General features: G+C 68.9%; 21 protein-coding genes and 1 tRNA gene. 9 read left to right on the top strand and 13 right to left on the bottom strand.

Translation table 11 applies throughout. The features are described from left to right. Positions 1-161: 161 nt before the first annotated feature. The 3 genes from ACWGSM_RS09190 to ACWGSM_RS09180 all read left to right on the top strand — a co-directional run bounded on the left by ACWGSM_RS09190 (position 162) and on the right by ACWGSM_RS09180 (position 2,420). Entirely contained in the window at positions 162-1,001 is an 840-nt protein-coding gene (locus ACWGSM_RS09190; RefSeq protein WP_452322604.1) for a DUF559 domain-containing protein, read from the top strand. A gap of 55 nt (positions 1,002-1,056) precedes the next feature. Then, complete coding sequence (locus ACWGSM_RS09185; RefSeq protein ID WP_452322603.1) at positions 1,057-1,608, top strand: hypothetical protein; 552 nt, start codon at positions 1,057-1,059, stop codon at positions 1,606-1,608. Positions 1,609-1,892: 284 nt separating this feature from the next. Then, on the top strand, positions 1,893-2,420 hold the full coding sequence (locus ACWGSM_RS09180) for a hypothetical protein (RefSeq protein WP_452322602.1): 528 nt from the start codon (positions 1,893-1,895) through the stop codon (positions 2,418-2,420). Between the two features lie 360 nt (positions 2,421-2,780). Here the strand turns inward: ACWGSM_RS09180 and ACWGSM_RS09175 are convergent, their stop codons facing one another. Both ACWGSM_RS09175 and ACWGSM_RS09170 read right to left on the bottom strand, forming a co-directional pair. Next, positions 2,781-4,136 (bottom strand): PhoH family protein, encoded by a 1,356-nt coding sequence (locus ACWGSM_RS09175; protein ID WP_452322601.1) that lies wholly within the window; start codon positions 4,134-4,136, stop codon positions 2,781-2,783. A 210-nt stretch (positions 4,137-4,346) separates the two neighbouring features. Continuing rightward, positions 4,347-5,129, bottom strand: coding sequence for an isoprenyl transferase (locus ACWGSM_RS09170; RefSeq protein WP_313355302.1), 783 nt, complete (start codon positions 5,127-5,129; stop codon positions 4,347-4,349). A 138-nt stretch (positions 5,130-5,267) separates the two neighbouring features. Here ACWGSM_RS09170 and trhA point away from each other — a divergent pair, with 138 nt between their 5' ends. Both trhA and ACWGSM_RS09160 read left to right on the top strand, forming a co-directional pair. Then, positions 5,268-5,954, top strand: coding sequence for a PAQR family membrane homeostasis protein TrhA (trhA, locus tag ACWGSM_RS09165; RefSeq protein ID WP_452322612.1), 687 nt, complete (start codon positions 5,268-5,270; stop codon positions 5,952-5,954). 43 nt (positions 5,955-5,997) lie between these two features. Then, positions 5,998-6,471 (top strand): S-ribosylhomocysteine lyase, encoded by a 474-nt coding sequence (locus ACWGSM_RS09160; protein ID WP_452322600.1) that lies wholly within the window; start codon positions 5,998-6,000, stop codon positions 6,469-6,471. 12 nt (positions 6,472-6,483) lie between these two features. On the opposite strand, the gene ACWGSM_RS09155 is transcribed toward ACWGSM_RS09160, so the two are convergent. Then, a complete protein-coding gene (locus ACWGSM_RS09155) occupies positions 6,484-6,729 on the bottom strand; it encodes a hypothetical protein (RefSeq protein ID WP_452322599.1) in 246 nt (81 codons plus the stop codon). Between the two features lie 72 nt (positions 6,730-6,801). On the opposite strand from ACWGSM_RS09155, the gene ACWGSM_RS09150 reads away from it, so the two are divergent. Both ACWGSM_RS09150 and greA read left to right on the top strand, forming a co-directional pair. After that, on the top strand, positions 6,802-7,188 hold the full coding sequence (locus tag ACWGSM_RS09150; RefSeq protein ID WP_452322598.1) for a DUF4307 domain-containing protein: 387 nt from the start codon (positions 6,802-6,804) through the stop codon (positions 7,186-7,188). A gap of 121 nt (positions 7,189-7,309) precedes the next feature. Beyond that, positions 7,310-7,798 carry a transcription elongation factor GreA gene (greA, locus tag ACWGSM_RS09145; RefSeq protein WP_452322597.1) on the top strand — a complete coding sequence of 163 codons (489 nt, stop codon included), beginning with the start codon at positions 7,310-7,312 and terminating at the stop codon, positions 7,796-7,798. A gap of 63 nt (positions 7,799-7,861) precedes the next feature. On the opposite strand, the gene ilvA is transcribed toward greA, so the two are convergent. Beyond that, positions 7,862-9,109: a threonine ammonia-lyase gene (gene ilvA, locus ACWGSM_RS09140; protein ID WP_452322596.1), complete on the bottom strand. Its 1,248-nt coding sequence runs from the start codon at positions 9,107-9,109 to the stop codon at positions 7,862-7,864. Continuing rightward, entirely contained in the window at positions 9,106-10,305 is a 1,200-nt protein-coding gene (locus tag ACWGSM_RS09135; RefSeq protein ID WP_452322595.1) for an AI-2E family transporter, read from the bottom strand. Before ACWGSM_RS09135 ends, ilvA begins: the two co-directional genes overlap by 4 nt. 117 nt (positions 10,306-10,422) lie before the next feature. Between ACWGSM_RS09135 and ACWGSM_RS09130 the strand changes: the two genes are divergently transcribed. Next, the gene (locus ACWGSM_RS09130; protein WP_452322611.1) at positions 10,423-11,637 is read left to right on the top strand and encodes a winged helix-turn-helix domain-containing protein; all 1,215 of its coding nucleotides are present in this window, start codon (positions 10,423-10,425) and stop codon (positions 11,635-11,637) included. A gap of 115 nt (positions 11,638-11,752) precedes the next feature. Here ACWGSM_RS09130 and ACWGSM_RS09125 read toward each other — a convergent pair whose 3' ends face one another. From ACWGSM_RS09125 to ACWGSM_RS09115, 3 genes are all read right to left on the bottom strand, one after another. After that, entirely contained in the window at positions 11,753-12,319 is a 567-nt protein-coding gene (locus ACWGSM_RS09125; protein ID WP_071644583.1) for a LemA family protein, read from the bottom strand. Between the two features lie 74 nt (positions 12,320-12,393). Further along, positions 12,394-13,707, bottom strand: a complete 1,314-nt coding sequence (locus ACWGSM_RS09120) for a D-arabinono-1,4-lactone oxidase (protein WP_452322594.1) — start codon at positions 13,705-13,707, stop codon at positions 12,394-12,396. After that, positions 13,704-14,942 (bottom strand): amino acid deaminase/aldolase, encoded by a 1,239-nt coding sequence (locus tag ACWGSM_RS09115; protein ID WP_452322593.1) that lies wholly within the window; start codon positions 14,940-14,942, stop codon positions 13,704-13,706. The genes ACWGSM_RS09120 and ACWGSM_RS09115 overlap by 4 nt, the downstream gene beginning before the upstream one ends. A 47-nt stretch (positions 14,943-14,989) precedes the next feature. Between ACWGSM_RS09115 and ACWGSM_RS09110 the strand changes: the two genes are divergently transcribed. Continuing rightward, positions 14,990-15,062: transfer RNA gene (locus ACWGSM_RS09110), tRNA-Leu, on the top strand. A 113-nt stretch (positions 15,063-15,175) separates the two neighbouring features. Here the strand turns inward: ACWGSM_RS09110 and ACWGSM_RS09105 are convergent. From ACWGSM_RS09105 to eno, 5 genes are read right to left on the bottom strand one after another with little or no spacing between them, the layout of a single operon-like run. Then, positions 15,176-16,738 carry an NAD(P)/FAD-dependent oxidoreductase gene (locus ACWGSM_RS09105; protein ID WP_452322592.1) on the bottom strand — a complete coding sequence of 521 codons (1,563 nt, stop codon included), beginning with the start codon at positions 16,736-16,738 and terminating at the stop codon, positions 15,176-15,178. Positions 16,739-16,758: 20 nt separating this feature from the next. After that, positions 16,759-18,123, bottom strand: a complete 1,365-nt coding sequence (locus tag ACWGSM_RS09100) for a S8 family peptidase (protein WP_452322591.1) — start codon at positions 18,121-18,123, stop codon at positions 16,759-16,761. Beyond that, complete coding sequence (locus tag ACWGSM_RS09095) at positions 18,120-18,653, bottom strand: DUF501 domain-containing protein (protein WP_452322590.1); 534 nt, start codon at positions 18,651-18,653, stop codon at positions 18,120-18,122. The genes ACWGSM_RS09100 and ACWGSM_RS09095 overlap by 4 nt, the downstream gene beginning before the upstream one ends. 41 nt (positions 18,654-18,694) lie before the next feature. Further along, entirely contained in the window at positions 18,695-19,210 is a 516-nt protein-coding gene (locus ACWGSM_RS09090; RefSeq protein WP_452322589.1) for an FtsB family cell division protein, read from the bottom strand. Between the two features lie 44 nt (positions 19,211-19,254). Further along, the gene (eno, locus tag ACWGSM_RS09085; protein WP_452322588.1) at positions 19,255-20,535 is read right to left on the bottom strand and encodes a phosphopyruvate hydratase; all 1,281 of its coding nucleotides are present in this window, start codon (positions 20,533-20,535) and stop codon (positions 19,255-19,257) included. Positions 20,536-20,619: the final 84 nt, after the last annotated feature.

Here is a 20,619-nt window from a genome sequence, read left to right as displayed (position 1 = left end):
GCCGACACTCCAGATGTCGGACGTTTCTCCACGATCCGTCCGACACCTGGAGTGTCGGCCCCCGTTTTGTATCCATCCCCAACGCAGGCGATCGGACGGGTTGTCCACAATCCCCGGAGAACAGGGCGAATCGCCCACGCCGCGTCCCGGATGCTGAGGGGATGTTCGATCCTCTTGACCTGCTCACCCGCCTCGGCGGACTCGCGCAGGGTACCCAGCTCCAGGACTACGGCGTCACGCGGATGCGGCTGAGCAAAGCAGTGCGAAGCGGGGAGATCGAGCGGTTGCGGCCCGGCGTCTTCGCCGCACCCGGAGTCGCAGCCGGCGAGCGCGAGGCAGCACGGCACGGAGGTGCGCTCACCTGTGCTGCGGCCCTGCGACATATGGGTGTCTGGGTTGTGTCATCGGAGACGGCACCGCATGTCTGGGTCGGCCATCGTGGTCGCGTCTATCCGCACTCCGGATGCCAGTGCGTCAGCCACTTCTTCCGCCGCGGGCGCGTCCGTTTCGGCGTCGTCGACGTCGAAACCGCTCTGCTGCATCTGTATCGCTGCGAGGGTGAGGAGTCGTTCTTCGCCTCACTCGAGTCGGCGCTGGAGCAGCGAAAGCTCACCAGGTCTGCGCGCGCTCGCATCCGCGAGGCGCTGCCGACGCACGCGAAGTGGCTCGTCGACTTCGCGCGAGCGGATGCCGGCAGCGGCCTCGAGTCGCTGCTGCGGCTGAGACTTCATCTGCTGGGGATCGCCCTCGACTGCCAGGTCGTGATCGCCGGCGTCGGACGTGTCGATTTCGTCGTCGACGGACGCCTCATCATCGAAGCAGACGGCAAAGAGAATCACGACGGACCGACCAAGCGGCACAAGGACCTGGATCGGGATGCCGCGGCCTCCGCCCTCGGATACGAGACGCTGCACTTCGACTATGCCCAGATCCTCCACGACTGGGCTACGGTGCAGCTGTCGATCATCGCGGCACTGCAGCGGACGGCTCAGCGGGCGTGAACAGGGCTGTGGATAACTTCAACGGGGCTGGGACGATCCGCGTTACCGTGGTGCGGTGACGATGACGACCACCCTTGGGCGCACAGGCTCGGCCCTCGCCGCCGCCGGTCTGCTGATCGGGATGCTGTCGGCCTGCACCCCTGAGGCGAAGCCGACTCCGAAGCCCACGAAGACGGCTGCCTTCGCCACGGATGAGGAGGCGTACGCCGCCGCGGAGGAAACGTATCGGGCCTTCATAGAGGCTCAGAACAGCGTGGATCTGGCGAATGACAACTCGTTCGAAGCCATATACGACCTCACAGCCGACGCAGCGTACAGCGCAATCCGGGAGAGCCTGACCCAGCTCCAAGCAGCGGGAGTCACAATGACGGGGTCGTCGGTGATAACGGGCGTCCGCCCTCTGGAAGCGAACTTAGCTTCTGGGGGCGTCACCATGCATGTTTGCGTTGATGTCTCCGCAACCGACTTGTTGGACGCAAGCGGCGTCTCGATCGTCCCGGCCTCTCGTGCTGACATTCAGTCTCTGGTCGTGGACTTTGGGGTGCAAGAGTCCGGGGAGCTTAAAATTACGCGTACTACCGGAGACGAAGCACCATGCCCAAGCTGAGCACCGTGCTACTGGTCGCAGCCGCCCTCGTTCCGATAGGCGCGTCGACGCCACCATCATGCGGTATCGCCGCTACTGGTTGTGGTTCCTCAATAAATGGCAGTGTCGTCGAAGTTTCGGGGTCGAGGACCTCAACGGGGGAGCAACCTCATCGTGGCGCAGGAAAGGGTTCACCGGGCGGTTCCAACGCCAGGATCGGCAACAGCCCCCGCCAATCCGCGTCCTCCGATGGGTGCGGATTGGCGGGGGTGCGGACAAGACTGGGCTGTTGGGATGTCGTCGTCTTGAGCGACGCCGAGCGTGCGGAACGCGCGAGTTCCTCGGGAGTACCGCCGATCACCATCACGGACCTCGCGAGCTTCTCCCCCGCCAAGGGCACCGTGCTCGGCGAGCCGGACAATCTCGGGGTCGCGGGTCTGCCGACGAACTTCGTGACCGAGGCGGCGACGCACGTTCGTTCCGGCGAGCTGTTCGGGTTCCCGGTCGACGTGCGCTTCACACCGGTGGCGTACACATTCCACTACGGCCATGGGCAGCCGAAGACCACCTCGTCCCCCGGCGCCAGCTGGGAGAGCCTGAGCCAGGCGCAGTTCACCCCGACCGACACCAGCCACACCTACGCAGCACGCGGCACCTACGACGCAAGCGTCGACATCGCGTACACCGCCGAGATCGACCTGGGCGCCGGATGGTTCCCGGTCGAGGGCCGGCTCGACATCGCCGGACCGTTGCAGCAGATACGGATCTTCGAAGCACGCACCGCGCTTGTCGCCCGCACGTGCGCGGAGCAGCCCTCCGCCCCCGGCTGCTGACCCACCCTCCCCGGTTCCCCGGGCTGGCCCATGACGGCACGCGCGGCTTCTAGATCGCGCGGTGCCGGCTCTCGTTCGTCGGGCGCCTGCGCCCCGTCCGACGCATCCCGCATCCCGGCATCCGGCATCCGGCATCCGGCATCCGGCATCCGGCATCCGGCATCCGGCATCCGGCATCCGGACATCCCGACATCCCCGGCATCCGCCCCTCCCGGCCGCCCTCAATACCCGCGGCGCGAGACGAATCGGGGGCCGACACTCCAGATGTCGGACGGATTCCCACGGAACGTCCGTCATCTGGAGTGTCAGCCCCCGGAATGTAAGCCGGCAACGGCAGAAGACCGCCGGTTCGCGCGCCGCTCAGCTCAGCTCGGTGCCCTCCAGCAGCTCGGTCACGAGCGCGGCGATCGCCGAGCGCTCCGAGCGCTGCAGCGTGACGTGCCCGAACAGGTCGTGTCCCTTCAGGGTCTCGATCACGCTCGCGATGCCGTCGTAGCGGCCCACCCGCAGGTTGTCGCGCTGCCCGACGTCGTGGGTCAGCACGACTCGCGAGTTCTGGCCGATGCGGCTCAGCACCGTCAGCAGCACGTTGCGCTCCAGCGACTGTGCTTCATCGACGATCACGAACGCGTCGTGCAGCGACCGGCCACGGATGTGCGTGAGCGGCAGCACCTCCAGCATCCCCCGCTCGACGACCTCCTCCAGCACGTTGCCCGAGACGACCGACCCGAGGGTGTCGAACACCGCCTGGCCCCAGGGGTTCATCTTCTCGCCCTGATCTCCCGGCAGGTAGCCGAGCTCCTGACCGCCGACGGCGAACAGCGGACGGAACACGATGATCTTCTTCTGCTGCTGCCGCTCGAGCACCGCCTCCAGCCCCGCGCACAGCGCCAGCGCCGACTTGCCGGTGCCCGCTCGCCCGCCGAGCGACACGATTCCGATCTCCGGGTCGAGCAGCAGGTCGATCGCGATCCGCTGCTCCGCGGACCGGCCGTGCATCCCGAACGCCTCGCGGTCGCCTCGCACCAGCCGGTACTCGCCGTCGGCCACGACACGACCCAGCGCCGAGCCTCTCTCGGAGTGGATGATCAGCCCGGCGTTCACGGGCATCCCGCGCACCTCCTCGCTGAGGCCGACCTCGCTCTCGTACAGGTCGCTCATCTCATCGCCCGAGAGGTCGAGGGTCGTGATGCCCGTCCATCCGGCATCCACCGCCTGCTCGGCCAGATACTCCTCCGCGGCGAGCCCGAGAGAGGCGGCCTTCACCCGCATCGGCAGATCCTTCGACACGATCGTGACGTTCTGCCCGTCTGCTGCAAGCTGCGCCGCCGTCGCGAGGATGCGACTGTCGTTGTCGCTGAGCCGGATGCCCGCGGGCAGCACCGACATGTCGACATTGCCGAGCTCGACCTGCAGAGTTCCCCCATCGCCCACCTCGATCGGGAAGTCCAAGCGCCCGTGCTCCACGCGCAGCTCGTCGAGATGGCGCAGCGCGCGCCGGGCGAAGTAGCCGAGCTCAGGATCGTGACGCTTGCCCTCCAGCTCGCTGATCACCACGACGGGGAGGACGATCGAATGCTCGGCGAAGCGGAACAGGGCCTGCGGGTCGCTCAACAGCACCGAGGTGTCGAGCACATATGTGCGAAGAGCCGTGTCATCTTGTGACACGGCTCGGGCTGCTGACGTGGACTGCTGCTGTGCTGTACGTGTGGTCACGATCCACTCCCACTCGGGATGTGCTCCCGGCTCTGCAGCGAGTCGACCAGGGTCACGAGTCGCGAACCTTGAGGCCGACCCGACCGGACACGGTGCCCGATGCCATGAACGTACTTCCGCCGGGCGCACACGGTGGGAGACACGCGGAACAGATCGGTGACGTTCGGGTGAACGACGAGGGTCAGGATGCTGCGGCCGAGGCCGGCGGCGTCATCGTCCGAATCGGCGGTCGCGGTCGGCGAAGTCGCGGATGGCGCGCAGGAAGTCGATCTCGCGCAGGTCGGGTCCGAGCGCCTCGACGAAGTAGAACTCGCTGTGCGCACTCTGCCACAGCAGGAAGTCGCTGAGCCTCTGCTCGCCGCTGGTGCGGATGACCAGGTCCGGGTCGGGCTGACCGCCGGTGTATAGATGCTCGCCGATCATCTCGGGGGTGAGCTGCTCGGCGAGATCCTCGAGGGTGCCGCCCGAGGCGTTGTGCTTGCCGATGATGCTGCGCACCGCGTCGACGATCTCGTTGCGGCCCCCGTAGCCGACCGCGAGATTCACGTGCAGCCCGGTGTGTCCGCTGGTGCGCTCCTGCGCCTCCGCCAGCACCCGCGCCAGCTCCGGCGGCAGGATGTCGGCGCGTCCCACGTGCTGCACCCGCCACTCGCCCTGCTCGGCGAGCGTGTCGGCGAGCTCGGCGATGATCTCGATGAGGTCGCCGATCTCCTTCGAGTCGCGCTTGAGCAGATTGTCGGCCGAGAGCAGGTACAGCGAGACGACGCCGATCCCCAGCTCATCGCACCAGCCGAGGAACTCGCGCATCTTCGCCGCTCCGGCGCGGTGACCGGCCGCAGCGCTGTCGAACCCGAGCTGGCGAGCCCATCGACGGTTGCCGTCGATCATCATCGCGACGTGATGCGGAGCCTTCGACACATCGATCCGCCGTCGGAGGCGTCGTCCGTAGAGCCGATAGAGGGGTCCCCGTCCCGAGCTCTCGCGTGCAGTCACGTGCCTACGCTACCGCCACCCGCCCCAGGCCTGCGGCCGCACTCAGGACATGTACCGCTGGCGGCATGCGCGCGAACGTAGAGTGAGCGCGTGAACTCCCGCCCCTCAGACGACGCCGATGTTCCCGAACTCCCGCTGATGGAGGCGGCCGCCGTCGACGCGGCAGTCGAGGTGAGACCGACCTGGCGAGGGTGGATCCACGCGGGCACCTTCCCCGTCGCGATCGTCGCCGGCATCGTGCTCATCCTCCTCGCGCAGGGGGCACCCGCCAAGTGGGCCGCTGCGGTCTTCATGGTGACGTCGCTGCTGCTCTTCGGCAACTCCGCGCTCTACCACCGCTTCGACTGGGGCCCGAAGACCAAAGCGGTGCTCAAGCGCATCGACCATGCCAACATCCTGCTGCTGATCGCCGGCACGTACACCCCGCTGGCGGTGCTCGCCCTGCCCCCGCAGAAGGGCCTCGTGCTGCTGATCGTGGTGTGGAGCGGCACGGTGCTCGGCATCCTGTTCCGCGTGTTCTGGATCAACGCGCCGCGCTGGCTCTACGTCGCCCTCTACCTCGCACTCGGCTGGGCCGCGGTGATGTACATGGGCGACCTGCTGCAGGCGAACGTCACCATGATGGTGCTCGTCTGCATCGGCGGTCTGCTGTACACCGTGGGAGCGATCATCTACGCGATGAAGAAGCCGAACCCGTGGCCGGGGCACTTCGGATTCCACGAGATCTTCCACGTGTGCACGGTGCTCGCCTTCCTCTGCCACTGGACCGCGTGCCTGCTCATCTCGCTCGACCCGCTCTCGCCCTCGCTGGGCTTCGGCGGCTGACCCGGGTTAGGCTCGAATCCCGCGTCAGAGCAGAGGAGCGACAATGGCCGAAGTCGAGAGCTTCACCCTGGACCACACCGCCGTCATGGCGCCGTACGTGCGTCTCATCGGCGTCGAGCACGGCCCGAAGGGCGATGCGATCTCCAACTTCGACGTGCGCTTCGTGCAGCCGAACGAGGGCGAGATCCCCACGGCAGGTCTGCACACCATCGAGCACCTGCTCGCCAGTGTGCTCCGCGACCGCATCGACGGACTCATCGACATCTCACCGTTCGGGTGCCGCACCGGCTTCCACGCGATCTTCTGGGGCGAGCCTGCGGTCGGCGATGTCGTCGCAGCCGTGCGCGGCGGCCTGGAGTTCATCGCCGAGACAGCCGAGTGGAGCGACGTGCCCGGCGTCTCGGCCGTGGAATGCGGCAACTACCGCGACCACAGTCTGCACAGCGCGAAGGAGTGGTCGAAGGCCATCCTCGATCAGGGCATCAGCCTCGACGCGTTCGCGCGCGTCGGCGTGTGAGACGGGCGGGTCTCAGCGCCCGTCGCCGTCGCGGTCAGCCTGGTCGCGCAGCGCCGCCTCTTCGGCATCCAGCTCTTCCCGCACCTCTTCGCGGTAGCGCACCTTGCGGATGCGGCGGTTCATGTCCCAGATCAGGAGCACGACGGCCGCGACGATGATGACGATGATCGCGAAGCCCGCGAACCCGGGTGTCACCGAGTTCGGGTCGACCGTCATCGACGGCGTCGGCATCGGGGTGGTCTCACCGAACAGGATCATGGTCCGCCTTCTCCTCGCAGGTCGAATAACCTGGAACTCCAGCCTATCCGCCGTCCAACCCCCGGGAGAGACGTGACCACCGCACGCGAGCTCGATGAGCGATACGGACGCACACCTCGGCGGCGCCTGCCCTGGATCATCTTCGGTGCCGCCGCCCTGGCGGTCGTCGTCGCCCTCGGCTGGACCATCGTCGCGCAGCAGATGAACGCGGTGGATGCCGATGATCTCGGTTTCAGCGTGGTCGACGCGCACAGCGTCGACCTGCGCTTCCAGTTCACCGCGCCACGGGGTGCGGACGTCGCGTGCGCCGTGGAGGCGCTCGACGAGGAGTTCGGCGTCGTCGGCTGGAAGATCGTCGAGATCGCCGGCGGCGAGCATCACACGAAGGGCGTCGCCGTCAACATCCCGACCGTCGCCGAGGCGACCACCGGTTTGGTGAAGACCTGCTGGGTCGCTTAGAATCATCCCGAAGATGACCGACGCCCCGGCCGATACCGGGGCGTCTTCGCATATCCCACGGGTCGCGAGACGGCCCGAACCCCCGAAGCCCCCGAAGGGGCCCGCACCGAAGGAGCAGGCTGTGTCCACAGACGCTCAGGTACCTTTCCTCACACAGGAGGCCTACGACCGGCTCGTCGACGAGCTCGAGAACCTCTCGACGGTGGGCCGTGAAGAGATCGCCGCCCGCATCGAAGCGGCCCGCGAAGAGGGCGACCTCAAGGAGAACGGCGGGTATCACGCCGCGAAGGACGAACAGGGCAAGCAGGAGGCGCGTATCCGCACGCTGCAGCAGCTCCTGAAGACGGCGAAGGTCGGCGAGGCGCCCACCAGCCGCGGCATCGTCGAGCCCGGCACGGTCGTCACGGCGATCGTCGCGGGCGACGAGGAGGTCTTCCTGCTCGGCAGCCGCGAGATCGCGGCCGGCGGCGAGCTCGACGTGTACAGCGAGGCGAGCCCGCTCGGCCAGGCCATCATCGGTCTGAAGGTCGGCGACAAGTCCAGCTACGAGGCACCCAACGGCCGCGCCATCACCGTCGAGATCACCGGCGTCGAGACCTACACCGGCTGACGCCCCGAGAACGACCAACGGCGGGATGCTCCAGGGCATCCCGCCGTTCTGCGTCAACCGTGATCAGTCCGGGACGACGACGGGCGCGAAACCGGCATGCCGCAGCGTCTCGAGAGCGAGCTCGGTGTGCTCGGGGCCGCGGGTCTCGATCGAGAGCTGCAGGATCATGTCGCTGATCTGCAGACCGTGCCCGTGGCGCGTGTGCAGCACCTCCATGACGTTGGCGCCGGCCTGCGCGAGCAGATCCGACACCTGCGCGAGCTGACCGGGTCGGTCGGGAAGCGGCACGCGCACGGTCGCGTACCGGCCGGATGCCGCCAGCCCGTGCGCCACGACGCGCTGCAGCAGCATCGGATCGATGTTTCCGCCCGAGAGGATCGGCACGGTCAGCCCGGCGTCGTGCACCTTGCCGGCGAGGATCGCGGCCACGCCCACGGCGCCGGCCGGCTCGACGACCACCTTGGCGTGCTCGAGCAGCACCAGAAGCGCACGGGCGATGTCGTCTTCGGTGACCGTGACCACTTCGTCGACGAGTTCGCGGATGATCTCGAACGGCACGTCTCCCGGTCGCGCGACGAGGATGCCGTCGGCGATCGTCGGATGCGTCTGGATCTCGACCGGGATGCCCGCCTCCAGCGACGGGGGCATCGCGGCGGCGTTCTCGGCCTGCACGCCGATGACTCGCACGGTGCGGCCGGCCGCCGCCGCTGCCGCCTTCACCGCGGCCGCGACTCCGGCGATCAGGCCGCCGCCGCCGATGCCCATGATCACCGTGTCGACGTTCGGGACGTCCTCGATCACCTCGAGGCCGAGCGTGCCCTGCCCCACGACGATGTCGCGGTGGTCGAACGGGTGGATCAGCACCGCGCCGGTGCGCTCGGCGAACTCCGCGGCCAGGCGCAGCGATGTCGCCACCGTCTCACCCTCGAGCACGACCTCGGCGCCGTATCCCCGGGTGGCGAGCAGCTTGGGCACGGGCACGCCGAGCGGCATGAAGATCGTCGCCGGGATGCCGAGCATCTGGGCTGCGAGCGCGACGCCCTGCGCGTGGTTTCCGGCCGAGGCTGCCACCACTCCCCTGGCGCGCTCCTGCTGGGTCAGACGCGAGAGACGGTAGGTGGCCCCACGGATCTTGAACGACCCGGTGCGCTGCAGGTTCTCCATCTTGAGCATGACGGGCGAGCCGAGGGTTTCGCCGAGCGCACGCGACAGCTCGGTCGGCGTGCGGGAGATCACTCCGGCGAGGCTCTCGGCTGCGGCGGTGAACTCGGCAAGGCTCGGGATGGCGGCGACGCTGGGGATTGCGGTCATCGATTCCTCCTCTGCCGCTCGCGCGGCACTGTGCTCCAGATGAGATCTTCGGGGGCGGGTTCACTCCCGGTGCGCCATACACCCGATCCGATGGTGACGGCCGCCACGTTGACGAATGCGGCGAGCGGGACGGCGAACAGGGCGCCGGGGATGCCTGCGATCATCGCTCCGCCCGCCACGACGAGCACGACAGCCAGGGGGTGCACCTTGACGGCCGAGCCCATCAGGATCGGCTGCAGGATGTGCCCCTCGAGCTGCTGCACCAGCAGAACCACGCCGAGCATGAGCAATCCGATCACCGGCCCGTTGTAGACCAGCGCGAGGAACACCGCCACGGCCCCGGTGACGACGGCGCCGACGATCGGCACGAACGAGCCGAGGAACACCAGCACGGCCACGGGTATGGGCATGGGCACCCCGAGCAGAGCCGCGCCGACGCCGATGCCGACGGCGTCGATGGCGGCGACGAACATCTGCGTCCGCGCATAGTCGACGACCGTCGCCCAGCCGTTGCGGGCTGCCGCATCGGCCGCAGGGCGGGCCGTGCGCGGGAACAGCTTGAGCGTCCATCGCCAGATGCCCGCGCCGTCGGCGAGCAGGCAGATCAGGATGAACAGCGCGAGAAGTGCGCCGGTGAGGATGTGGGCGGCCGTTCCGGTGACGGCGAGCGCGCCGTTGAGCAGCAGGTCGGCCTGCTCGTTCAGAAGGCCGATGCCCTGCTTGATGTACCCGTCGATCTGCGCCTCGGTGAGATGCAGCGGACCGTCGAGCAGGAAGGTGCGCACCTGCTGGATGGCATCCGCCGTCTTCGCCTGAACGTCGGGCAGCTGGTCGCGCACCTGCCAGATCACGAGCCAGAACAGCCCCGTGACGACCCCGAGTGTGCCCAGAACGGTGACCGCGATGGCCAGCCATCGGGGGAAGCGGGCGCGCAGCATGAGCTGGAAAGCGGGCCACAGCAGCGCGGTGATGAGGATGGCGACGAGCAGCGGGATGACCAGCAGCTTGAGCAGCATCACCAGCCAGATGAACAGGGCGATCAGCCCGGCGATGACCAGCAGCCGCCAGGCGTAGGCCGCGGTGACGCGCAGGGGGGTCGGCACGGCTTCGTCGGCCGTGGTGGTCACCGTGCGATCGAGCACGGGCGGCTGATACCGGAAGGGATTGCGGAACCTCGGCCTCGGGTCGTCGCTCATCGTGCAATTCTACTTACGCCTCGAATCTCCCTCGCACCGGATGTCGGCGGATGGCGCTACTCTGACGCGGTGACGGCTCGACCCTCGAACACCCTCAGCGCCGCCGAAGCGCGCCGGATGACACTGGCGGCGCAGGGGTTTTCCCGACGGCGACCGGATGCCGTGGCCGCGCGCCACCTGCATCGGGCGATGTCGCAGCTGGGAGTGCTGCAGATCGACTCGGTCAATGTGTTCGCCCGCTCCCACTACATGCCGATGTTCTCGCGGCTGGGGTCGTACGATCCCGCGCTGCTCGATCGCACGTTCGTGTCGCGCACGACTCACTACGTGGAGTATCTCGCCCATGAGGCGACGTTCATGCCGATCGCGGACTGGGCGCTGTGGGACTTCCGCATGCAGGAGTGGCGCGCGCGAGCGGAGCGCCCGGGTGGATGGAGCCGAGTGCACAGTCGGACCCTCGACTGGGTGCGCGACGAGCTGCGCGCACGCGGCCCGCTGCGCCCCGCAGACCTGCGCGACGACGCGCCCCGCGAGCGCGGCTCGTGGTGGGACTGGGACGACGCGAAGATCGCGCTCGAGCACCTGTGGCGCTGCGGCGAGGTCGCGATCGCCGGCCGCGTCGGGTTCGAACGGCGCTATGGTCTGGCATCGCAGGTCATCCCGTCCGCGATCCGGGCCGCGACGATCCCGCGTGATGACGCTGTGCGCGAGCTGGTGCGACGCGCAGCGCGGTCGTACGGCGTCGCGACGATCGCCGACCTGAACGACTACCACCGGCTGCGGGATCAGAGCGCCGTGCGAGCGGCGGTGGCCGACCTGGTCGACTCCGGCGAGATTGAGCCGGTCGCGGTGCGCGGTTGGGAGCGTGGAGGCAGACCGATCGCGGCGTGGCGGCATCGCGACGCGGTGCTGCCCCGTCGCATCGATCGAGCAGCGCTGCTGACCCCGTTCGACCCGGTGGTGTGGTTTCGGGATCGCGCGCTGCGGGTGTTCGACTTCGGCTATCGGATCGAGATCTACGTTCCTGCAGACCGGCGTCGCTACGGGTACTACTCCCTGCCGATGCTCGTCGGCGACCGCGTGGTCGGACGCGTCGATCTGAAGGCCGACCGGACCACGTCGACGCTGCGCGTGCAGTCGGCGTGGTGGGAGCAGCACGCGGTGCCGCAGGCGGACGCCGGGCGCGTCGCCGACGAGCTCGTGCGTGCGGCGCTCTGGCAGGGGCTCGAGCGGATCAGCGTGTCCGGCTGGGGTGACGCGGCGGATGATCTCGCCCGCGCCCTGCCCGGCGTGGAGGCATCGGTGGAGCGGCACGTGCACCCGCGGGAATGACGACGCCCCGTCTGATGACGGGGCGTCAGTGCTTTGGGTGTTTCGACTCGCAAGCTCGCTCAACCTTGACCCCCAGGAGGCTCAGTGCGACCTCGTCACATTGAGCCTCTTCGTGTCAGAACTGCACGCGAGGCGGCTCGGATATCGCTCCGTCGTCGTTGACCTCGAAGAACTCGCGCTCGGTGAAGCCGAGGCCGCGAGCGAACAGGTTGTTCGGGAAGACCTTGATCTTGGTGTTCAGCTCACGCACGCCCCCGTTGTAGAAGCGACGGGCCGCCTGAACCTTGTCTTCGGTGTCGACGAGCGAGTGCTGCAGCTGCAGGTAGTTCTGGCTTGCCTGCAGCTGCGGATACGCCTCGGCGACCGCGAACAGGCTGCGCAGCGCCTGCTGCAGATGACCCTCCGCCACGCCGGCCTCAGCAGGCCCGGATGCCGCGAGCGTCTCAGCACGAGCCCGGGTGACTCCTTCGAAGACCTCTTTCTCGTGCGCGGCGTAGCCGCGCACCGTCTCGATGAGATTGGGGATGAGATCCGCTCGTCGCTTGAGCTGCACGGCGATCCCGCTCCATGCCTCGTCGACGCGCACCTTGAGCTGCACCAGCGAGTTGTACGTCGACCACAGGTAGATGCCGACGAGCAGCAGCACTCCGACGACGATCAGTACCGGCCACAGCCATTCCATGCAGAGCCCCCCTCTAGAACCGACACCCATCCTATGCGCGGATCACTGCACGTCGGCTGGACGACAGGCCGGGTTCAGGCTCCGAGAATGCGCTCGAGGTGCCGGTTGCCGAACACGCGGTCGGGGTCGAGCCGGTCGCGAAGCCCGATGAAGTCGCTGAACCTCGGGTAGCGCTCACGCAGCTGTTCGACCGTCAGGTTGTGCAGCTTGCCCCAGTGCGGGCGGCCCCCGTGGGCGAGCATGATCTGCTCGACGGCGTCGAAGTACTCCCGCGGATCGACCCTCCAGTAGCGATGCACGGCGATGTACGCACTGTCGCGGCCGAACGCGGTCGACAGCCACAGGTCGTCGGCGGCGGCGAAGCGCACCTCGACGGGGAACTCGATGCGCCACCCGCGGTCGGCGATCAGCTCGCGCAGCTCTTCGAACGCCGAAGTGACGTTCTCGGCAGGCAGGGCGTACTCCATCTCACGGAAGCGCACGTTGCGGTGGTGGATGAGCACCCGATGCGATCGGTCCGAATACTCCCCCTCCCCGGTCAGCGTCACCGCCAGCCGATTGAACGGCGGGATCACGGCGGGGACCACCCGGCTCACGGCGCAGAACGCCCCGAACACGCCGTTCGTGAGCACGCTCTCGTCGATCCAGCGCCGCACGGGCTGGATGGGGCGTCGTGGGGACGACTCGGGCAGGCGCGTGTGTGTCTTGGTCAGCGCGACGTCGGTGTGCGGATGCCAGTAAAACTCGAAATGCTCGGCATCCGCCACGCGCTGGTGCAGCGAACCGAGGGTCTCGTCGAGCGGCAGGGGCGTGTCCTGTGCCTGCATGACGAACGCCGGCACGCACTGCAGAGTGACCTCGACGACGATCCCGAGAGCTCCGAGACCCACCACCGCTCCCGCAAGCAGGTCGCGGTCGTGCTCCTCGTCGATACGCAGGAACTCACCCGCCGCGGTGACGAGGGTGAGTCCGCGCACCTGCGTGGCGATGCCGCCGAACCGGGCGCCCGTGCCGTGCGTGCCGGTCGAGATCGCGCCGCTGATCGACTGCCGGTCGATGTCGCCGAGGTTCTGCATCGCCAGCCCGTACGGCTTCAGCAGAGCGGGGATGCGATGCAGCCGAGTGCCCGCGAGCAGCGTCACGCGTCCGGTCTGCGGGTCGGCCGAGACCAGCCCCTGCAGGTCGTCGAGCTCGAGCAGCACGCCGGGGGCCGCGGCGATCCCGGTGAAGCTGTGGCCCGCGCCGACGGCCTTGACGGTGAGCCCCTGCTTCACAGCGGCCACGACCGACCGCTGCACGCCTTCGGGCGAGCGCGGACGCTCGACCCGAAGCGGTCGCACCTGCGCGGTGCGTCCCCAGTTCTGCCAGGTTCCGCCCGGTCGGGTCATAGAAAGGCCTTCCCCTCGCCGCGATAGGAGGGCAACTCGCCGATCACCGCGCCGTCTGAGACGAGATGGTACCGGTCGATGCGCTCGGCCGGCTCACCGCTCTTCGCGTGCCGGAACCAGACGCGATCGCCGACCCGCAGATCGTGTGCGGCCGCACCGCGCAGCGGTGTCTGCACCTCGCCCGCCGCTTCTCGTCCGAGGGTGTGCAGTCCTGCCGGCCACACCGGCAGGGGCTGCCGCGATGCCACGGCAGGGCCCGACGCGATCCAGCCGCCGCCCAGCACCGTCGCGATGGCCTGCGTGGGCTTTCGGACCACGTCGAATGCGAACGACGCCGCGGGCGCGGGGCGGAACGAGCGGTACCCGTCGAAGAGGTGCCCGGCGAGCAGTCCGCTGCCCGCGGTCGCCTCGGTGAGCGACTCATCGCTTCCGGTGAACTCCAGTGACCCCGTCCCTCCCCCGTTCAGGAACTCCAGCGGAGCGATCTGGGTCATCGCGTCGGCGATCTCGGCGCGTCGCCCACGCAGCTCGTCGCGCGAGCGCGCCTGCACCATGCGGATCACCGGGGCGTCGGGGCCGGCGGCATCCCCTTGACCTGCGATCTGCGCTTCGTACATCTGCAGTCCCACGAGGCGGAAGCCCGGGCGGCGCACGACCTCCCGGGCGAAGGCGGCGACCTCCGCCGCCGAATGCAACGGCGATCTGCGCACCCCGACGTGGCCGAGAGACGACGAGCGCAGTGAGGCGTCGACGTCGATCGCGACTCGCACCTCGGGTCGCGATCCGGGGCCGGCGACCGAATCGATCAGGTCGAGGTGAGCGGTCTCGTCGACCGTCAGCGTGATGCGCGTCGCCGCCTCATCGTCGGCGAGCAGGCGGCTCAGGCCGGCCCGGTCGACGGTGGGGTAGCCGAGCACGATGTCGTCGTGCTGCTCGGCCAGCCAGAGCGCCTCTGCGAGGGTGAAGGCGAGGATCCCGCGGTATCCGGGGATCTGGAGCACCGCATCGAGCACGGCGCGCACCCGCACTGATTTCGTCGCGACCCGGATCGGGATGCCTCCGGCGCGCACGAGCAGGTCCATCGCGTTGTGCCACAGCGCTTCGCGATCGATAACCGCCACCGGCGCGGGCAGGTGCGCGGTCGCTTCAGTGAGCGCCGGCCAGTAGCGGTCGGGGGAACGCCATGCCGCATCGGAGGCGGGTGCCGGGCTGTGGCCTGCGGTGAGATCGAGCACTCCCCCACCCTACGACCCGGCGTGAGGCGTCGATAGGCTGAACGTGGGCCCCCATAGCCCAACGGCAGAGGCAGGCGTCTTAAACACGCTTCAGTCTGGGTTCGAGTCCCAGTGGGGGCACGAGGCAGCCGTACCGTGGCAGGTGGGATGGGTTCGAATCCCCGTGGGGGCACAGAACGGCCGAGGATGCAGGAAGGGCCCGTCCGATGGACGGGCCCTTCACTCTGCTCGGGTCAGGCGCTGACGTCGACGCTCTCAGACTTCGATTTGGCCGGAGCCTTCTTCGCAGCGGGTCGCTTCGCGGCCGCCTTGGCCGCGTCGACCTTGGCCGCGGGCTTCGCGGCATCCGCCGCTGCGGGCTTCGCGGCATCCGCCTTCGCCGGCTTGCCGGCATCCGACTTCGCGGCGTCCTTCTGCGCAGCGGGTGCGGCCGGCGCGGCGGGCTCTGCCACCGCCGGACGCGGACGCGCGGCGAACTCCTCGAATGCCGCACGCGGGTGCTGCACGGCGGTGAGGTTGGCGAAGTCGCGGCCGAGCCACAGGTTGTTCCACCAGCCCCACAGCACGCGCCACTTGCGCTCCCAGGTGGGCATCGCGAGGCCGTGGTAGCCACGGTGCGCGATCCAGGCGATGAAGCCCTTCAGGGCGATGTTGCCCGACTGGAACACGCCGTTGTAGAGGCCCAGACCGGCCACTGCGCCGAGGTTCTTGTGGTAATACTCCGTGGTGCCCTCGCCGCGCAGCACTGCGACGAGGTTCTTCGCGAGCAGCTTCGCCTGGCGCACGGCGTGCTGCGCGTTGGGCACGCAGGTGCCATCGGGAAGGCCACCCGTCTTGTCGGGCACGGCGGCGATGTCGCCGGCAGCCCAGGCACCCTCGACGGGGGTGCCCTCGGCGTCGACGACGCGCAGGTCGGTCTGCGCGGTGATGCGGCCGCGCTGCTCGGTGGGCAGGTCGCCGCCGCGCACCACGGTCGGGTTCGCCATGACACCGGCGGTCCAGACGATCAGGTCGGAGGGGATGACGTCGCCCGTCGACAGCTCGACGTTTCCGCCGACCGCGCTGGCGACCTGGGTGTCGAGGTGGATGTACGCGCCGCGCTTGCCGAGGTCCTTCATGACCCACTTGCTGGTCTCCAGCGAGACCTCGGGCATGATGCGGCCCATCGCCTCGATGAGGTGGAAGTGCGTGTCCTCGAACGACAGCTGCGGGTACTTCGAGATCAGCGACGAGGCGAACGAGCGCAGCTCGGCGAACGCCTCGATGCCGGCGAAGCCGCCGCCGACGACCACGACGGTCAGCAGCCGGTCGCGCTCGGGGCCGGCGGGGATCGACGCGGCCTTGTCGAAGTTCGACAGCAGGCGGTCGCGCACGGCGACGGCCTCTTCGATGGTCTTCATGCCGATCGCGTTGTCGGCGATGCCCGGGATCGGGAACGTGCGCGACACCGCGCCGGCGGTGACGACGATCTGGTCGTACGCGAACTCGTACGGCTCGCCGATCGGCGGGGCGATCGTGGCGACCTTGTTGGCGTGGTCGATGCCGGTGACCTTGGCGGTGATCACGTTGGTCGTCTTGAGGTGACGACGGTGCGTGACGACGGCGTGACGCGGCTCGATCGATCCGGCTGCGACCTCGGGCAGGAACGGCTGGTACGTCATGTACGGCAGCGGGTCCACCATCGTCACGTCGGCCTCACCCTTGCGAAGGTGCTTCTCGAGCTTCCAGGCTGTGTAGAAACCTGCGTAGCCTCCACCGACAATCAGAATGCGGGGTGCAGTGCTGTTCTGAGGCACAGGGGGACAACTCCTCGTCGTCAGGGTGTGGGAGTGCGTCTACCGCGCTCCGATCGGATGCGCCGGGCAGCTGCGGTGACGCCAAGCGCTATCAGGATACCAGGCACCGTGAGTGCCAGCAGAGGCAGGGTACCGTACCGCAGCGATTCCTCAGTCGGCAGCAGCGGGGACGCGGCGCTGACGGACTGCTCGACGGGTGGAAGGGGCGGCACGGCGACCGGCGTCGCGGACTCGTCGGGTGTCGGCTGCTCGGGAGCGTCGGCACGGCGGTAGACGCGGATCCACTCCTTCAGATCGCCCATCGGGTTGGTCGAGACGCGGGGAATGGATGCCGTGACCGCAGCCTCGGCGTCGAGCAGGCCGAAACCGTACAGCGGGTCGGGCGTGCGGGCCATGTCGGGCACCGGCACCGCCGTTCTGATCAGGCGGTTGATCACGTTGGCGGCATCCAGGTCGGGGTGGGCTGCCCGCACCAGAGCGGCGGCGCCGGCGACGATCGGCGCGGCACCGCTCGTGCCGTCCCACGAGCGCAGGGTGCCGTCGGCCGAGACTCCGAGCAGCGACTCGCTCGGCGCCGAGATGCCGATCGTGATGCCCTGAGTGGATGCCCCCTGGCTGGCGACCCCGGTCTGGTCGACGCCGCCGACGGTCAGCACACCCGGGATCGTGGCGGGCGCGCCGATCATCGAGGTGCCGCTGCCGCGGTTGCCGGCCGCGACGATGACGACGACGTCGTGCTCGAAGGCGTACAGGAACGCCTCGTCCCAGCTGCGGTCCCAGTCGAGGGTGTTGGTGGTGAACGAGAGGTTGATGACGTCGGCGCCGTGATCGACCGCCCACTTCATGGCCTCGACCACCTGGTCGACGAACGGCTTCGTCGAGGCGGAGCCGGGAAAGCCGAGCGAGACCGACAGCAGCTGCGCCTCCGGTGCGACGCCGATCATTCCGGTGCCGTCCGGGTTTCCGCGCCCCGCGGCGAGCGAAGCGACCCAGGAGCCGTGATTGGGATCTCGCACACCGACGGGAGTGCGACCGTCCGGGCTGCCGACGCCCGACACGTCGGTGCCGTCGGCCACTGCGCCGTCGAAGATCACCGGGGGCTTGCCGATGCCGGTGTCGATGACCGCGATCTTCACGCCCTTGCCCCTGGTCACGCTCCAGGCCTGCCGGATACCGGCGCCGTCGAGCCAGTACTCCACCGCCCGCGCAGGGTCGTTCGGGTCGTCCGGGATGGGCGGCGCCGCCGGCGTCGCCGTCTCGGTCAGCACCTGCAGCGCCGACGTCGCCGAGGCGTCCGAGCCGGATGCCGGTACGGCGACGAACACCGCGGATGCCACGAGCGCCGCCGTCACGGCGACACCACGCAGCATCCGAGCCGAGATCATGACGCGCTGTCCGCCAGCGCCGCACCCGGGTCGATGCACGCGCACCGCTCGGGCGACCAGGAGGAGCGCTCGAGCGCGGCATCCCCCATCGGATTCACGCCCGGTCCCGCGGCGAGGGCGTGACCGGCGAGGGCGTGCAGGCACTTCACGCGCGTCGGCATGCCACCCGCCGAGATGCCGTCGATCTCGGGCACTTCGCCGAACTGCGCCCGGTCGGCGAGGTACGCCTCGTGCGCGCGGCCGTAGGCCGCCGTGATGTCGGCGTCGTCCTCGAGCATCCGGGCCAGCTCCGGCATCACCTGCGTCGCCTCGAGGGTCGACATCGCGGCGGTCGCCGCGGGGTGCGTCAGGTAGTAGAACGTCGGGAAAGGCGTCCCGTCGTCGAGACGGGGCGCCGTGGCCACCACGGTCGGATTGCCGCACACGCAGCGCGCGGCGATGCCGATGACGCCGCGTGCGGCACGGCCCAGCTGGCTCGAGACCACATCGATCTCTGCAGCGGTGGGCGGCGGGAAGGGAGGTGTCGTCACCTCACCAGGGTACGGGAGGGTCACCGTGACAACCCTCAGCCCTATTGTGTCGGCGCTTCGACCGCGGTCTTCGCGAGCCCGGCCGAGGTCAGCCCGCGCAGCAGCTGGGGCATCCAGTCGGACGCGCGCTCCTTCAGCTGGTCGCTGACCTCCTGCTGCTCGGGCGGCAGGTCGGCGGGGTCGAGATCGTCGTCGACGAGGAAGACCACCTCACCGGGTTTCACGTAGTACAGCCGCTCGCGCGCCTGGGTGGTGATGTACGCGGGATCGTTCCAGCGGTCGTGCTCGCGCTCGAGCGCGGCGATCTGCTCCTCGGTCACCTGCACCGAGTGCTCCAGGGCGGCGATCTTCTGCTTCTGGCCGAGGTAGGTGCCGATGGTGGGCACGAGCACCCAGGTGCCGAGCACGACGAGCGAGAGCATGATCACGGCGAAGCCCGACAGGCGGATGCCGCTCGCCCACTCGCGCACGTCGACCGTGCGGCCCGCGGACGCGCGGCGCGCGGCGGGCGCCGCGGGCCGGGACGCCGAAGGAGGAGGAGCGGGGCGTCTGGCCATGCTCCTCCTCCTTCTTTCGTTCAGATCAGCGCGTGCGCTCCGGCTCAGGCCTGGAAGCGCGGGAACGCGGATGCACCGGCGAAGACCCCGGCGTCACCCAGTTCCTCTTCGATGCGCAGAAGCTGATTGTACTTCGCGACGCGCTCGCTGCGTGCGGGCGCACCGGTCTTGATCTGGCCGGCGTTCGTGGCGACGGCGAGGTCGGCGATCGTGGTGTCCTCGGTCTCGCCTGAACGGTGCGAGAGCATGGCCGTGTAGCCCGAGCGCTGCGCAAGGCTGACCGCGTCGAAGGTCTCGGTCAGCGTGCCGATCTGGTTGACCTTCACCAGCAGCGAGTTGGCGACGCCGCGCTTGATGCCGTCGCCGAGGCGCTGCGGGTTGGTGACGAACAGGTCGTCGCCGACGAGCTGCACCTTCTCGCCGAGCGCCTCGGTGAGCAGCTTCCAATTGTCCCAGTCGTCTTCAGCGAGGGCATCCTCGATCGTGACGATCGGGAAGTCGGCGACGAGACCCTGGTAGTACTCGATCAGCTCGGGGCCGGTCCAGTCCTTGTTGTCGAGGCGGTACACGCCGTCGTTGAAGAACTCGGTCGCGGCGACGTCGAGGCCGAGCGCGATGTCCTTGCCGGGGGTGAAGCCGGCCTTCTCGATCGCCTTGATCAGGAACTCGAGGCCCTCGCGGTTGCTGGGCAGGTCGGGGGCGAAGCCGCCCTCGTCGCCGAGGCCCGTCGCGTAGCCGGCGGCCTTCAGCTCGCTGCGCAGCACGTGGTAGGTCTCGACGCCCCAGCGCAGCGACTCGGAGTAGGTGTCGGCGCCGATCGGTGCGAGGAAGAACTCCTGCATGTCGATGCCGTTGTCGGCGTGCTCTCCGCCGTTGATGACGTTGAACAGCGGGACGGGCAGCAGGTGCGCGTTCGGTCCGCCCAGGTAGCGGAACAGCGGCAGGTCCGCCGAGTCGGCGGCGGCCTTGGCGACGGCGAGGCTGACGCCGAGGATGGCGTTGGCGCCGACGCGCTTCTTGTTCTCGGTGCCGTCGACCTCGTTCAGGATCTCGTCGACGATGCGCTGCTCGCTCGCCTCGACGCCCTCGATCGCCGGGCCGAGCTCGTCGATCACGGACTCGACGGCCTTCAGGACGCCCTTCCCGCCGTAGCGGCCCTTGTCTCCGTCGCGCAGCTCATACGCCTCGAAAGCTCCGGTGGATGCACCGGAGGGAACGGCGGCGCGCTGCACGACCCCGTCATCGAGGAGCACCTCCACCTCGACGGTCGGGTTTCCGCGCGAGTCGAGAATCTCGCGTGCGCCTACAGCCTCGATCAGTGCCACAGAAGTGCTCCTTCGAAAGGGAGGGGAGGGTGGTGGTGGAGCGACGTCGATCCGCGATTCAGTCTAGCCATGCCCGTCCGCGAC

The sequence above is a fragment of the Microbacterium sp. NPDC055521 genome (genome assembly GCF_053619695.1).
This window is presented reverse-complemented; position numbering and strand designations above follow the sequence as displayed.

Bases quoted from the DNA above. Each gene is read 5' to 3' on its own strand.
- ACWGSM_RS09190 (WP_452322604.1), top strand. From the start codon at position 162: ATGTTCGATCCTCTTGACCTGCTCACCCGCCTCGGCGGACTCGCGCAG.
- trhA (WP_452322612.1), top strand. From the start codon at position 5,268: ATGGAGGCGGCCGCCGTCGACGCGGCAGTCGAGGTGAGACCGACCTGG.
- ACWGSM_RS09160 (WP_452322600.1), top strand. From the start codon at position 5,998: ATGGCCGAAGTCGAGAGCTTCACCCTGGACCACACCGCCGTCATGGCG.
- ACWGSM_RS09155 (WP_452322599.1), bottom strand. From the start codon at position 6,729: ATGATCCTGTTCGGTGAGACCACCCCGATGCCGACGCCGTCGATGACG.
- ilvA (WP_452322596.1), bottom strand. From the start codon at position 9,109: ATGACCGCAATCCCCAGCGTCGCCGCCATCCCGAGCCTTGCCGAGTTC.
- ACWGSM_RS09135 (WP_452322595.1), bottom strand. From the start codon at position 10,305: ATGAGCGACGACCCGAGGCCGAGGTTCCGCAATCCCTTCCGGTATCAG.
- ACWGSM_RS09130 (WP_452322611.1), top strand. From the start codon at position 10,423: ATGACACTGGCGGCGCAGGGGTTTTCCCGACGGCGACCGGATGCCGTG.
- ACWGSM_RS09125 (WP_071644583.1), bottom strand. From the start codon at position 12,319: ATGGAATGGCTGTGGCCGGTACTGATCGTCGTCGGAGTGCTGCTGCTC.
- ACWGSM_RS09120 (WP_452322594.1), bottom strand. From the start codon at position 13,707: ATGACCCGACCGGGCGGAACCTGGCAGAACTGGGGACGCACCGCGCAG.
- ACWGSM_RS09100 (WP_452322591.1), bottom strand. From the start codon at position 18,123: ATGATCTCGGCTCGGATGCTGCGTGGTGTCGCCGTGACGGCGGCGCTC.
- ACWGSM_RS09090 (WP_452322589.1), bottom strand. From the start codon at position 19,210: ATGGCCAGACGCCCCGCTCCTCCTCCTTCGGCGTCCCGGCCCGCGGCG.